This is a genomic window from Picosynechococcus sp. NKBG042902 (assembly GCF_963864045.1).
Classification (GTDB): Bacteria; Cyanobacteriota; Cyanobacteriia; order Cyanobacteriales; family MRBY01; genus MRBY01.
Genome location: NZ_CAWLTV010000076.1, coordinates 186,295 through 199,685 on the forward strand (window position 1 = coordinate 186,295; position 13,391 = coordinate 199,685).

General features: G+C 51.7%; 13 protein-coding genes and 1 pseudogene. 4 read left to right on the forward strand and 10 right to left on the reverse strand.

Translation table 11 applies throughout. From position 1 onward, the window contains the following. Positions 1-130 precede the first annotated feature (130 nt). Positions 131-2,542 carry a primosomal protein N' gene (priA, locus tag AACR41_RS14865; RefSeq protein WP_030006143.1) on the forward strand — a complete coding sequence of 804 codons (2,412 nt, stop codon included), beginning with the start codon at positions 131-133 and terminating at the stop codon, positions 2,540-2,542. A gap of 25 nt (positions 2,543-2,567) precedes the next feature. On the opposite strand, the pseudogene nadC reads toward priA, so the two are convergent. The 10 genes and pseudogenes from nadC to petG form a co-directional block, all read right to left on the reverse strand. Then, positions 2,568-3,430, reverse strand: a pseudogene (gene nadC, locus AACR41_RS14870) (carboxylating nicotinate-nucleotide diphosphorylase). A gap of 5 nt (positions 3,431-3,435) precedes the next feature. Then, on the reverse strand, positions 3,436-3,747 hold the full coding sequence (locus AACR41_RS14875) for a DUF2973 domain-containing protein (RefSeq protein ID WP_030006144.1): 312 nt from the start codon (positions 3,745-3,747) through the stop codon (positions 3,436-3,438). Between the two features lie 143 nt (positions 3,748-3,890). Next, positions 3,891-5,201 (reverse strand): lipid-A-disaccharide synthase, encoded by a 1,311-nt coding sequence (locus tag AACR41_RS14880; RefSeq protein WP_045441450.1) that lies wholly within the window; start codon positions 5,199-5,201, stop codon positions 3,891-3,893. A gap of 16 nt (positions 5,202-5,217) precedes the next feature. Next, complete coding sequence (locus AACR41_RS14885) at positions 5,218-6,009, reverse strand: hypothetical protein (protein ID WP_152550964.1); 792 nt, start codon at positions 6,007-6,009, stop codon at positions 5,218-5,220. Between the two features lie 97 nt (positions 6,010-6,106). Then, positions 6,107-6,307, reverse strand: a complete 201-nt coding sequence (locus AACR41_RS14890) for a hypothetical protein (RefSeq protein WP_012306004.1) — start codon at positions 6,305-6,307, stop codon at positions 6,107-6,109. Then, positions 6,297-7,793 carry a PP2C family protein-serine/threonine phosphatase gene (locus AACR41_RS14895; protein ID WP_228657473.1) on the reverse strand — a complete coding sequence of 499 codons (1,497 nt, stop codon included), beginning with the start codon at positions 7,791-7,793 and terminating at the stop codon, positions 6,297-6,299. Before AACR41_RS14895 ends, AACR41_RS14890 begins: the two co-directional genes overlap by 11 nt. Positions 7,794-8,006: 213 nt before the next feature. Next, positions 8,007-8,957 carry a glycosyltransferase family 2 protein gene (locus AACR41_RS14900; RefSeq protein ID WP_030006148.1) on the reverse strand — a complete coding sequence of 317 codons (951 nt, stop codon included), beginning with the start codon at positions 8,955-8,957 and terminating at the stop codon, positions 8,007-8,009. Between the two features lie 51 nt (positions 8,958-9,008). Then, complete coding sequence (locus AACR41_RS14905) at positions 9,009-10,949, reverse strand: transglycosylase domain-containing protein (RefSeq protein ID WP_030006149.1); 1,941 nt, start codon at positions 10,947-10,949, stop codon at positions 9,009-9,011. After that, positions 10,939-11,067 (reverse strand): hypothetical protein, encoded by a 129-nt coding sequence (locus tag AACR41_RS14910; protein WP_255355995.1) that lies wholly within the window; start codon positions 11,065-11,067, stop codon positions 10,939-10,941. The genes AACR41_RS14905 and AACR41_RS14910 overlap by 11 nt, the downstream gene beginning before the upstream one ends. 109 nt (positions 11,068-11,176) lie before the next feature. Beyond that, complete coding sequence (gene petG, locus AACR41_RS14915; protein WP_012306008.1) at positions 11,177-11,293, reverse strand: cytochrome b6-f complex subunit V; 117 nt, start codon at positions 11,291-11,293, stop codon at positions 11,177-11,179. 182 nt (positions 11,294-11,475) lie between these two features. Here petG and AACR41_RS14920 point away from each other — a divergent pair, with 182 nt between their 5' ends. The 3 genes from AACR41_RS14920 to AACR41_RS14930 are packed head-to-tail and all read left to right on the forward strand — an operon-like array spanning position 11,476 to position 13,340. Further along, positions 11,476-11,850, forward strand: coding sequence for a c-type cytochrome (locus AACR41_RS14920; protein WP_012306009.1), 375 nt, complete (start codon positions 11,476-11,478; stop codon positions 11,848-11,850). A gap of 54 nt (positions 11,851-11,904) precedes the next feature. Next, complete coding sequence (locus AACR41_RS14925) at positions 11,905-12,603, forward strand: hypothetical protein (RefSeq protein ID WP_030006150.1); 699 nt, start codon at positions 11,905-11,907, stop codon at positions 12,601-12,603. Beyond that, positions 12,603-13,340, forward strand: a complete 738-nt coding sequence (locus tag AACR41_RS14930) for an SDR family NAD(P)-dependent oxidoreductase (RefSeq protein WP_030006151.1) — start codon at positions 12,603-12,605, stop codon at positions 13,338-13,340. Before AACR41_RS14925 ends, AACR41_RS14930 begins: the two co-directional genes overlap by 1 nt. The last annotated feature ends 51 nt before the right edge of the window (positions 13,341-13,391 follow it).

Sequence of the window (13,391 nt, forward strand, 5' to 3'; positions counted from 1 at the left end):
ATTTACTTCTTACTTCACTCTACCTAGGGTTGTATATAGAGAAAAATAATTATGCTTATTTGAATTGATAAAAAATCATGGGGTATAGTGCTTTTGCAGTGAGTTTTGGGAATCTTAGGAGATCGGGGATTTGAATTGGCTTGAGGTCTTAGTTGATTGTGGTTATACTCAGGGGCTTTTTACCTATGGAGTGCCGCCAGAATTAACGGTAGTGCCAGGAGACATTGTCTTGGTCGGGTTTGGGGCGCAACAGGTGGGGGCGATCGCCATTCGCTTCATTGCAAAGCTCCCCCAGGGACTAGATCCTGAGCAAATTCGTCCGGTGCAGGGGATCATTGCGCGGGGCTTTTTTTCGCCCCATTACTGGCAGCTTTTATTGCGGGTTGCCCAGGCCTATCAAACGGATATGATGACGGTGGTACGAATGGCTTTGCCGCCGGGTTTATTGCGGCGATCGCAACCCCGTGTTCGGCTTTTGAAAACCGATCTCGCCTCCATCGACATCGACTCTTTACCACCGACGGCCCAACAACTTTTCCAGTTACTCCAGCGGGGATCAACCCAGGATTACAGTGTGAAGTACCTCCAACGACAGATTAAGTCGGTCTATCGGGGGATACAGGAATTGGAAAAGGTGGGCCTCGCAGAACGATATTTAGCGACGCCCCAGGTCATCCACGGGCAGCGGCAAAAGTGGGTGAGCTACGTGGGCGAACGGGAAGGGCTCACCAAACGGCAACGGGAAATTTTGTTGGTGTTGCGCCATGAAGGGGGCGAAATGTGGCTCTCGGAATTGGTGGGGGTGGCGAAAACAACGGCGGCAACGGTGACGAAAATGGCAAAGGTCGGTTGTGTGGCGATCGCCGAACGGGAAAAATTACGCCTACACCGCGCCCCGGATCAAAACTCAGATCAAGCAAAAACCCTAACTGCCGCCCAACAACAGGCTTTAAACACCATTCAAGCCATCCAAGGATACGGGGAAGTTTTGTTACATGGGGTGACGGGTTCAGGGAAAACGGAGGTTTATCTCCAGGTGATCGCCCCCCTATTATCCCAGCAAAAATCTGCCCTTATTCTCGTGCCAGAAATTGGTCTCACACCGCAACTAATGGATCGGTTTCGGTCACGGTTTGGCGATCGCGTTTTGACTTACCACAGCGGTTTATCAGAAGGGGAACGCTACGACACTTGGCGGCAAATGTTACGCCCCGACAGTCAAATTATCATCGGCACCCGTTCCGCTGTTTTTGCCCCCCTGCCCAATCTGGGGATGATCATCCTCGACGAAGAACACGACAGCAGCTACAAACAGGATCAACCCGCTCCCACCTACCACGCCCGCACCGTTGCCCGGTGGCGATCGCAACAGGAAAATTGTCCACTCATTCTTGGTTCTGCGACCCCGGCCCTAGACACCTGGGTAAAATTTCAAACCGCCCAAAACTCCAATTACCATTACGTTTCTCTACCTGAGCGGGTGTATGCTCGTCCCCTGCCCCCCGTGGAAATTGTTGATATGCGCCACGAACTGCGGGTCGGCAATTATTCTCTGTTTAGTCAGTCCCTCCGGCAAGCCCTCGAACGCATCGCCCAGACCCGCGAACAGGGCATTTTATTCGTTGCCCGTCGCGGTCACAGCACCTTTGTTTCCTGTCGCAGTTGCGGCTACGTGATGGAATGTCCCCATTGTGATGTGTCTCTCTCCTACCACTATGTCCAGGAGGGAAGTATGCCCCTATTGCGCTGTCATTATTGCGATCATAGCCAGCTCCAACCCAAACATTGCCCTAGCTGTAATTCCCCCTATTTCAAGTTTTTCGGGAACGGCACCCAAAAGGTCTTCCAGGCGATCGCCAAGGAATTTCCTCAGTTACGTTGTCTGCGATTTGATAGTGACACGACCCGTCGCAAAGGGGCGCACCGCGACTTATTGGGGCAATTTGCCCGGGGTGAGGCGGATATTTTACTGGGAACCCAGATGCTCACGAAGGGTTTAGATGTGTCTCAAGTGACCCTTGTGGGGGTGATTGCGGCGGATGGCCTGTTGCATCAAAGCGATTACCGGGCTGCGGAACGCACCTTCCAAACCCTGACCCAAGTGGCGGGTCGGGCGGGTCGAGGCGATGAACCGGGACAGGTGATCATTCAGACCTATTCCCCAGAGCATCCGGTGATTCAAGCGGTGAAAACCCATGATTACTTGACCTTTGCCGAGCGGGAAATAAGTCAACGGCAGGAATTGGACTATCCGCCCTTTGGCAAATTAATTTTGCTGCGCTTTAGTGGGGAAAATCATGATCAGGTGCGCTACACTGCCGAGGCGATCGCCGAAAAATGTTTTCCGCTGCTTGAACCCGAAGACGAACTCCTTGGGCCTGTTCCAGCAAATATTCTCCGAGTGGCGCGGCGTTACCGTTGGCAGGTGGTGCTGAAATTTCCCCAGCGCAAAACGGAGATCCCCGATTTGACTTTTTTGCGGGAATTCTGCCCGCGCCCGGTAAGCCTTTCGATTAATGTTGATCCGTTGTATATCGATTAGCCATTCAGCGAAAAATTTTTAAAAACTAAGCCGTAATTTTCATACTGATATCGAGCCATGGCGCACGGGTAATCGTCGCACTGGTGGAAATATAATCGATCCCCGTCAACGCCACCTCCCACAAGGTTTCGAGGGTAATATTGCCCGACGCTTCCAATTTCAAACGGGGATTTTTTCCCGTAACTGGGGGATCAAATCCGCCATCATCGCCACGGACATATTATCCAGCATTAAAATATCGGCCCCCGCTGTCACCGCTTCAAAAGCCTGTTCCGGGGTTTCGGCTTCTACTTCAATCGCTAGAGGATAGGGCATATTTTGCCGCACAAGGGCGATCGCCTGGGAAATTCCCCCTGCTGCCTGGATGTGATTGTCCTTGATCATCACCGCATCATCTAGCCCGAAACGATGGTTTTGCCCGCCACCCACCTGCACCGCATATTTTTCCAGCAGACGTAAGCCAGGAGTCGTTTTGCGGGTGTCCACCAATTGCGTCGGCAAATCAGCAATTTTTTCCACATACTGCGCCGTCATTGTGGCGATCCCACTCAAACGCATCAAAATATTTAACGCGACCCGTTCCCCCATGAGCAAAATATCGAGGGGAGCCGTCATCGTGGCAATTAAATCCTGGGGCTGTCCCGTACTGCCTTCTGATAAAGCCGTTTCAAATTTAAAATTCTGGGGATTCAGTAACTGAAAAACCCGTCCTACCAAAGGCAAGCCCGCAACCCGACCATCTGCTTTTAAAATCAGTTTCGCCTGACCGATGGGAGCTTGGGTATTTGCAAAAAGGGATTGGGTGGTGCGATCGCCCCGTCCGAGATCTTCCTGTAACCATTGTTGGAGGAGGGGATCAACGATGAGCCAAGGGGGTAAGGTTGCCATCGGTTCTAGGCATCCTCTTCTTGGTTATTTTCACCACTCGGCGATGAGTTGTATAAATTATCTAGGCGTTGCCTCGCGTCTTCTACATCCAGCGATCGCACGACCAATAACGGTTCATTAATCGGTTGGCCCAAGTCGTCAACCATTTCTGGGTGGGGGGTCGGCCGGGGCCGTTGGGATTGCGTTCCTTGGGTATTACTCTGAAAATTTGGGTAGACCCTTGTTTCATTACTCAGCATCATAAAGCTGCGCACCAAGTTCACCGCTGCGATGGTGGCGATAATTCCAAATGCCAAAATAAACAAGAAATGAAACATTATTAATCTGTGCCTCGCTTCAATAGCAGCAATTCGGTGCAAAAAAAGGGCTACGCTATGCTTAGGTCTATTATCTCGAAAAAATTCCCGTCTGGCAAAGGGCGATCGCCTTTGATCCCCAAAGGTTAAGTATTTATCCTTAACTATTCTCCCTGGTTTAAGCGGGAACCCTGAGGGTGTACTGGCGGCTGCTGATGGCCTAAATCCACCGTCGTTAAGTGCAACAGATCACCAATCATCAGCGTTAATTTGTGGGCGGCCCCCGCCTCGCCACGACAAGCCTGGAGAGAGGCTTGCATCGCCTTAAGTTTTTCAGGATGGTCTAAATAATCTAAGACCAAAGCTCCTAGGGTTTCTGGATCTAGTTCCCCCAATAGCTCCGGCACAATATCTTTTTTCGCCCAAATATTTGGCCAAGCATAACGCACTCGATGTTTGCGGGTATGGGTAATAATGCGTCGATTAAGCCAGCGCACAAACCAGGTTCCCAACCAGGGAATTTTCGCAATGAGACCGGGAATGCCATCCCAGGCACGCATCGCGTCCAACTGTTGCGTGGGCAAAAGTACCAGCATCGGCAAACCCAAAGCGCCTAATTCAGCGGTATTTGCGCCAACGGTGGTGAGACAAAGTTGACATTGCCTTAAGTCCTGGTGAGCAGGAAAGTCAGTGATCAGTTGAATTTGCGTGCCATCGGCGACTCGTAAATAGGGCTGATCCCCGGTGTGACAAAGCTCAATGGCAGGTGCAGCAAAGCGTTTTACCATGGGATTTCGTTGGCGATCGCCATAGCGTAGTAGCGTTTGCACAGTGATGGTCGGGGCCACGGGGAGCAAAAATTTTACCGCTGGGCGCTGGCGGCGGATCACACTGGCGGTAGCCACGAGTAAAGGGACTCCCTGGGCGAGTTTCATTCCCTTAGAGCCTGGTAATAGGCCGATGATCGGTGTGGTGCTAGTCTGCTGCGCCTCCTGAGAGATATCCACCATCAGATCGCCGACCACTTGAAATTTAGTCTGGTACTTGGGAGGGATTTTTTCTAAAACCTGGGCATTCATTACCCCAAAACCATCAATCCAGCGCCACCAGCGGGCTTCCCACTCGGCGTAAATTAGGGTTTTAAAGCCTAGGCGTTTACCAATCACCAGGGGGAAAAATTGATCCCCACCGAGGAAGAGCACCACCCCCTGGGAAAACCAAGACCAAGATTCAGCGGTTTTTCCCCAGAGCAGAAATGGGAAAAAATGCTTGGCGGCCTGAACCCGGTCAACTTCAGGATAACTGCGGGCGATCGCCGCTTCTTGACCCGTGCTGTGGGAACAGGGAGCCAAGACCACAGAAATGCGCGGGAGGCTTCCCCAATGGGCACGCACGGCCTGCACGACGGGACGGAGCCAAGTGGTCACTTCACCGGGGCCATTGGTCAGGATAATCAGATCAAAGGGTTGGGCCATTGTCGCTCAAAAACCCCTAGACCTGCTCTTTGACTAAAGATTTGCGGGTTTGCTGCTGCCTGGTCAAGTTAAGGGGAGGGCGGGATTTTTGGAGTTGGAGGGGCTGGGGAGATGGGGTTTGGGGTCTGGTGTAGAGGCGCAGTGTTCCCAGAAGAGCTTCCCGCAGGGGCTTTTCCCGTTCCTGTTGCCAGCTTAATTGCAAAAAGGTGTGGAGGGTGTGGCGCTGTTCTGCCGTCAATCGTTGCTCTTGTAATAACTGCCGCAATTGACGAATCGCATAGAGTCGGCGGATACTACTGCGATCGCCTAAATTTTCCAGGGCTTGCTCGAATTGTTGTTGAGGCGATCGATACTGCCAGTGGCGACTGAACATCAGGGCAAACATCGCACTAATCATTAACCCTTGAATGAGCATTACACTGGTCAGCCAGTGGTTTGCCATAGATTGCCAAAAGGCGATCGCCCCATAACTCAGTAACACCGTGAGACTGCCGCCCATACCCGCCAGGAGTAACCGTCGGTGGCGACTATGCCAGAGTCGATAACCTTCTTCTAAATATTTCTGCCAAGGCGAAGCTTCAAAAAGATAAATCGCAGCCATTGCCCCGGCTCCCAAGGCGATCGCCACCAGCAGTTGCCATTGCCAGAGCCAAAGACTAGTAATGCCGACCCCCAATCCGCCAACTTTGCCCACCCAAAGCCAATCCACAGACCGACTGAGGGCAAACCATCGACGCGGGCGCTGACTGAAACGGCGCACCTTCGCAATCAAAGTAGGAGATGATCGTAAGCGAAAAGACTTAGACACGAAAACAGTCTAGGGGCTAGTAATATCGACAGAAATCTTTCCAAAGCAGGAAAAATTCCTTTTAAGCATACCGTACTTATCAGAGGAGAGAAATCCCTTAACCGCGACGGATGCCACTAAACCAATAACCGAGGACAAAACCTAAGATCAAGGCCCACATTTGACCACTATCGACGAAATTTTGAAAGCCATCACGGATTTGACCCAAAATATCAGGATCTTCGACATAGCCCGTTTGGGCGATCACAATTTGCTCAGATGCTACGGATGGTAAGGGCAAAGGAGATTTAGCAGTCATGGTGTTGACACAGATGGGACTCAATTGCTTCTGATTGTACCTGCACAACAACCAAGGTCATATCATCACCGCCACGCACTTTGGGATAGGTAAATTTTTCCACTTGGGTAAAAAGTTCCTGCACAATTGCTTCCGGCGTTTGGCAATTTTGGCAGGCATTTTGAAAGACGCGCACAAGGTTTTCTTCGTCAAAGCGATCGCCGTGGGAGTTGACGGCATCGGTAAACCCATCGGTGTAGTAGAGAATGATATCCCCCACCTCCAGCACCACCTTGGCGTCTTCGTAGGACGAATCTAGATCCAGACCAATCAACATGCCCTGGGTGTCGAGGGGTTCGATGTTTTGGGTTTGGGCGCGCCACAGTAGCGGCGGGTGATGGGCCGCATTGCTGTAGGACAGGGTACGGGTTTTCGGATCGTACTCTGAATAAAATAGGGTCACAAATCGGTGGGAATTATCCAGATCCGCGTACATGACCCGGTTTAGGTGTTCAAGGATTTTGGCGGGACTGTGGCGGTTGAGCACTTCGGCCCGGAGCATCCCCCTGGTCATGGTCATAATCAAACCTGCCGGGACGCCTTTCCCCATGACATCGCCAATGACGATACTCCAGGGGACACATTGCACAAGCTTCGGATCATCCTGGCGGCGGATGCGGTCGTAGTTACTGGGAATGAAGTCGTAGTAGTCGCCCCCAACCCGGTAGGCATTGCGATAATCGGCGGCGATCGCCAAACCTTTGATTTGCGGACATTCACTGGGTAAAAGATGGTTTTGAATTTCCGAGGCGATTTCTAGTTCCCGGTCTTGCTTTTCCTTGCTCCGGAGTTTGCTGGTGAGGTCATTGTTGGCGATCGCCACCGCCGTTTGATCCGCCACCAGTTGCACCAATTTTCGCCGGGTAATATCCCAGCCATACTGGGGATCACGACTGAATACATAGAGCTTGCCACGGGTCACATTTTTGACAAGGATGGGCGTGCTACAAACCCGAATTTCTTCGCCGAGCTGGGCCTGGAGTTTTTCGTCAAACTGCAACGCTTCCTGGGCCGTACAGGTCGCTGCCTCTGGGTTTGTGATCCGCGATCCCGTCTGAAGCTGCGTAAATGCTTGTCGAATAAACTGACAATCTCCCCCCTCACCACAATAAAATTTTTCGAGCTGCACCTGGCCCTGGGCATCAAACAGCACCAAAGCACCACCATCAGCATCCACCACCCGCGCAGACATTAAGGGGGTCAACTCAAGAAATTGGTTGAGGTTGTTAAAGCTTCTGAGGGCAAACCCCAAGGAACTCAACAGATCTTGAACCTTCGTTTGCTCTCGGCTGAGCTTCGCAATTTGTGCCCGCAAAAATTCGACATCTTCGCCAATGGCCGTTTCTAAGCGGGAGTCTGGCTTGCCGGAAACGAGCTGCAACTCTGACTCCCGGGCGGCAGGGTCAAAATACTTGGGAGTGGCAAAGTTAGAGGCAGAAGGAGTCACAATCGTTGTTTTCGTGGGATGTGTAGAGAAATAGACCTAGTACAAATAAAATTGTTAAAAAATCAACCCTGAGACAGATTCCGTAACCAACAAAAAGTTAGCTTTTTTTAGGAAAAAATACTCAATTTTTAAGAACTGAAAGAGATTGATTTTTTACGGTTGCTAATTCATAGCTCAATCCCCATGATCTTGTCAAGATAATTTTTGCGCAATTCAAGATCGACGGGCCAGTTGATCTTCCCGGTAGGCAGCATAGACCCCCTGCACGTTATACCAATTGAGAAAGATGCGGGCAATTTCGAGGGCTAGTTGTGATTTTCCCCGCTGGATTAGCCAACCTAAAAGGGGTTTTAGACGTTTTTCATTGAGCCAGCCCCCCAGGGAAAGGATGCCCCAGAGCAAACGGTGGAGCCAGGTCATTTGGATCATCATGCGAACTTCCCAGGTGGGGTGTTTTTTGTAGAAGATGACCCCCATTTTGCCCCGCTGAATTTCTTGATCAATGAGCTGAGGGATTTGCGCCAAACTGAAGGGGGGATGCCAGTGATAGCCGACGGCATCGGGACATTTAATCAGGGTGAGACCCAGTTTTTTGAGACGAACACCCAATTCTAAATCTTCCCAACCATAGAGCTGAAAGCCAGTATCAAATAAGCCAGCTTCGAGGAGCCATTTGCGGGCGATCGCCACATTTCCCGTGGCAAAGTAGGCCGCCGAAAAATCTGTCACCTTAAAGGGTTCGCTGGTGGGATCTTCAAAATTGGCAGTATTGATCACACGTCCGTAGGTAAATAGGCGATCGCTTTTGAGTTTGCGTTTACCCCGGCGGAGTCCCTCTAGGTGGGCTGCCAAAAAAGTTTCTGTGACGACCAGATCACTATCAATAAAAATAATAATCTCCCCCTGGGCCTGTTCTACGCCGAGGTTTCGGGCCGCCGCCGCCCCTTTGTGGGACTGTTCAAAGAGTCGTATGTGGGGATATTGGTCCGCTTCGGTCTGGAGCCAATCCACTGTGCCATCGGTGGAGCCATCGTCCACCACCACCACCTCGTAGCCCCCATTTTCTAGCTCTTCCGGCACCTGTTGCTGTTCTAGGGCCTGGAGGCATTTTGTCAAAATGGGTTTGCGATTGTAGGTGGGAATAACGACACTAATGTAAACCAAAGTTTTAACCCAAGGAAATGGAAAAAGACTGTCCTATTATGCCGGATACCCCTACGGTTTAGGTCGGGGATATTTAGACGCTGCCGGGAAATATTGGGGTTCTTCTCCCTTAAGGGCTTCCTGCATAAAGGCGCGCCAGATAGGAGCCGCATCGCCGCCGCCAGTGGTACCAGTACCCATGGGCCGATAGTCATCATTGCCAATCCAAACCGCTGCTGCCAGTTGGGGTACATAGCCCACAAACCACACATCCCGTTCTGAGGAGGTAGTGCCAGTTTTTCCGGCGGCGGGGCGATCGCCTAAATTAGCGGCCTGACCCGTGCCGCCATTCACAACTCCTTGGAGGACTGTTGTCAGGGAGGCCGTGGCCCAAGGATCTAAAACTAAACGTGGCTGGGGTGTATTATCCAAAAGAACATTCCCTTGGCTATCGGTGACCCGCAAGATCAAAGTTGTTTCACTTTGCCAGCCATTACTCGCAAAAGTAGCGTAGGCGCTAGCCATTTCTAGGGGGCTGATCCCCACTGCGCCGAGGGGCAAGGAAATGACTGGTTGGAGCGGACTCTCAATTCCCAATAAACGACATAGTTCGATCACCTTTTCGAGGCCCACTGCTTTCCCAAGTTTGACAGCGGGAACATTTTTGGAAGTGACTAGGGCGTCATACAAACTCACGGTGCCAGAAAAAGATCCCCCATAGTTTTGGGGTGAATAGGTACCATTGCCATCGGGGTAACTCACAGGGCTATCGTCGATGGTCGAAAAGGGCGTATAGTTGCCACTCGCAAAGGCAGTGTAGTAAACAAAAGGTTTAAAGGCTGATCCTGGCTGACGTTGAGACTGAATCGCCCGGTTAAATTGGCTTTCTTCGTAGTCTCTGCCCCCCACCAGAACCTTGACAAAATGGGTACGCGGATCAACGGCAGCTACGGCAATTTGGTCAGCCCGTAACCCCCGACCGCGGGCCTGCTGAAAGGCTTTTTGTACCGTTTCTTCGGCACGGCGTTGCATATTGAGATCCACGGTGGTCTGGACGCGCATCCCGCCTTTACGAACTAATTCTTCGCCAAAGCGTTGGGTGAGCTCTTCTACTACGGCTTGGGTGATATAGGGGGAGGCACTGGCTTTCCAGGCGGTCGGTTGGCCCACCAGGAGGGGAGCTTGGGCAGCGGCGGTGGCTTCTTCGGGGGTAATCCAACCGAGATCCTCTAGGCGATTTAGAACGATTTTTTGCCGTTGTTTGGTGGCTTGGTAATCTCGAAAGGGGCTGTAATCTTCGGGGGCTTGGATCATCCCGGCCATCACGGCGGCTTCGGGCAGGGTTAGATCGGCGGCGGATTTATTGAAATAGGATTCAGCGGCTGTTTCGACGCCATAGTTGTTGTGGCCCCAATAAATGTTATTGAGGTACATTTCTAGGATTGCGTCCTTGGGGAAAATCTGTTCGATGCGGAGGGCGAGGACGGTTTCGGCGAGTTTACGGTTGTAGGTACGATCTTGGGCTAGGAAGAGGTTCTTCACCAATTGCATGGTGATGGTTGAGGCTCCTTCGGTGATGCCGCCTGCTTCGAGGTTGGAGAGGATTGCCCGACCGATACTGGTGGGATTGATGCCGTTGTGTTGGTAAAAATGGCTATCTTCGATGGCGAGGACGGCCATCTTGAGTTCGGGGGAAACTTCACTGAGTTCGATATTGGTTCGGTTGGCTTCACCATGGAGGCTCAGGAGGACTTTGCCGTTGATGTCGTAGATATAGCTGGTTTCGGTGGGCACATAGGTCTTTAGGGTCCGCACATCGGGCAGGTTCCGGAAACTAATGGCGAGACCCACTAACCCCCCAGCGGCGATCGCACTGCCGAGCATGGTGCAACCAATCACCGTTCCCATGGCCTTTTGGGCAATTCCCCGCAAGAAACCTTGGGGCGATCGCCTTTCCTTGGACTGACGGGCAAGGGCTTTTTTCGTTTTGTGCCGAACGGTACTAGATGACAATGGCGCTAACCTCTAAAGACTTGAGAAGGTAAGTTGAAACAGTCCAAACCATGGGCGGGGAGCGATCGCCCACAGCAACGGTGTCGCCCACCAACGTTTCTGCCCAAAATTCTAACAAGGGAAATTCCCTTTTAAACCCGTGGTGCATTGTGTTGTAAAAAATAATCCCTGCTCCAAAAAAGCAAGGATTGGCGATCGCTACTGGGATAGAAGCCGTAGATGGCTAGTTACTCCATGCCGAGGTCATTACCACGCTTGTACTGGAGATAGGCAGCGACGAATAAACCAGCGAGGGTTACGGGGATCAGGCCCAACACAATACCGAGTAAGAGGGGTTCAATCACAGGGGTTTCTCCTTATGGCGGCAGATTAAAGCTAACTGTTAAAGATTTTTAATCATTCTATGGGATGGAGGAAGTCCGTGCAAAGGGATTTGATTCGACATTCTTAGGCGATCGCAGTAGGATAACCATTAAGAAAAATTGCGTAATATCAACAAAGTTGTATCTCCTCTACAGCAAACCCCGTGGCTAATTCTTCTGAGCTTTCCGTCCCAAATTTTTCGAAGCTCCTCTTCGTAATCATCCTAGTGCTGGCCATTGCTGCCCTGGGGATCTTTGGTGTGTACAGTACCCAGGCCAGTGACCCCTACATTCAACAGGTTTTAGCGCTCCAAGGGGATGAACTGCGGGGCAACGCCATTTTTCAAATTAATTGTGCTGGCTGTCACGGCCCCCAGGCGGATGGCAACGTGGGGCCAAGTTTACGGGCCGTCGCCCAGCGAAAATCCGACGTGCGTTTGATTCAACAGGTCATCAGCGGGAAAACGCCCCCCATGCCGAAATTCCAGCCGGCCCCCCAGGAAATGGCGGATCTGTTGAGTTACCTCCGCACCCTTTAGTTGTTTCAATGGCCCAATTTATTATTCTTCCCTGTCCCTAGGAGTTCACTCGCTATGGCCCGCTCAATTTTCCTTGGTTCCCTGTGGCTTGCCTTTGTGTTGTATGCCTTTCTAGGAGCACCACCCAGTCAGCCGGAAACCCTAGAGTTGATTACCGCTTTATCCAGTGGACAGTGGGACGGCATCAACCCGTTGATCATTGCCCTGTTTAACATCATGGGTATTTTCCCGGTCATGTATGGGGCGCTCTTGTTTCTCGACGGCGATCGCCAAAAATTACCCGCTTGGGTCTTTGCGACAGGCAGTTTTTTCCTCGGTGCGTTTGCGTTGCTGCCCTATTTAGCGTTGCGGCGTGATAATCCCACCTTTACGGGGCAGAAAAACTGGTGGCTCCGGTGGCAGGATTCGCGACTGTTGGGCTTATTTTGTTTGGTTGCGTTGCTGGGACTCCTGATTTATGGATTCAGCGCAGGGGATTGGGGTGATTTTGGCACCAGATTTTGGGGCGATCGCTTTATCCACGTGATGAGCTTAGATTTTTGTTTGCTGGCACTCCTATTCCCGACCCTGATCAAGGATGATTTAGCCCGCCGTGGCCTTGGGGAGCAAAACTGGTTGCTGTGGGAGATCGCCTTTACCCCTCCCCTTGGTGCTGCTTTATACCTTGCCCTACGTCCCCCCACCCTAGAGGCTCACGAAAACCCTGCCGCCCCCAGCCAGACCTTAAATACTGCGGAGGTGAGTCGTCCATAATGGAAGCCCTTGTTATTGGTGCTGGTCGTGGCATCGGCCTAGAATTTGTCCGGCAATACCTCGCCTCAGATCTGTATCAGCGGGTCTATGGCACTTACCGCCAGCCCTCCGCCGATCTCCTGGCGTTACAGGCGCGCTACCCTGATCGACTCCAACTCATTCCTGTGGATGTGACCCAGGAAGCGCAGATCACAGCGGCGATCGCCACCCTCAAGGCCCAAACCTCTCGCCTTGATGAAGTAATTTATTGCGTCGGTCTTCTGCATCACCAAACTCTCCAACCGGAAAAAAGTCTCCGCCATATCCAAACAGAAAATTTACTGACCTATTTTCAAGTCAATGCCATCGGTGCCGTCCTCTGGGCCAAACATCTCCTCCCCTTTCTCCGTCACCCAGAACCCGCAATTTTTGCCGCTATTTCCGCTAAAGTCGGCAGCATCGAAGACAATCGCCTAGGGGGATGGTATGGCTACCGTGCCTCGAAAGCAGCCTTGAATATGTTTTTGAAAAATATCGCCATTGAATGGGGTCGCGTTGCCCCAAATATCATTGTGGCGGCCCTGCACCCAGGGACAACGGCTACCGATCTCTCCCAGCCTTTCCAGAAAAATGTCCCCCCCGAAAAGCTCTTTTCGCCCACACGGACAGTGAACCAATTGCGCCAAGTGATCGCCAATCTACACCCCCAGGATACGGGTAAATTTTTTAACTGGGATGGTGAGCCTTTGCCCTGGTAGCGACAGAAAATGGGACGACTTTGCCATGAAATGCTGAAATGATGGTGCGTT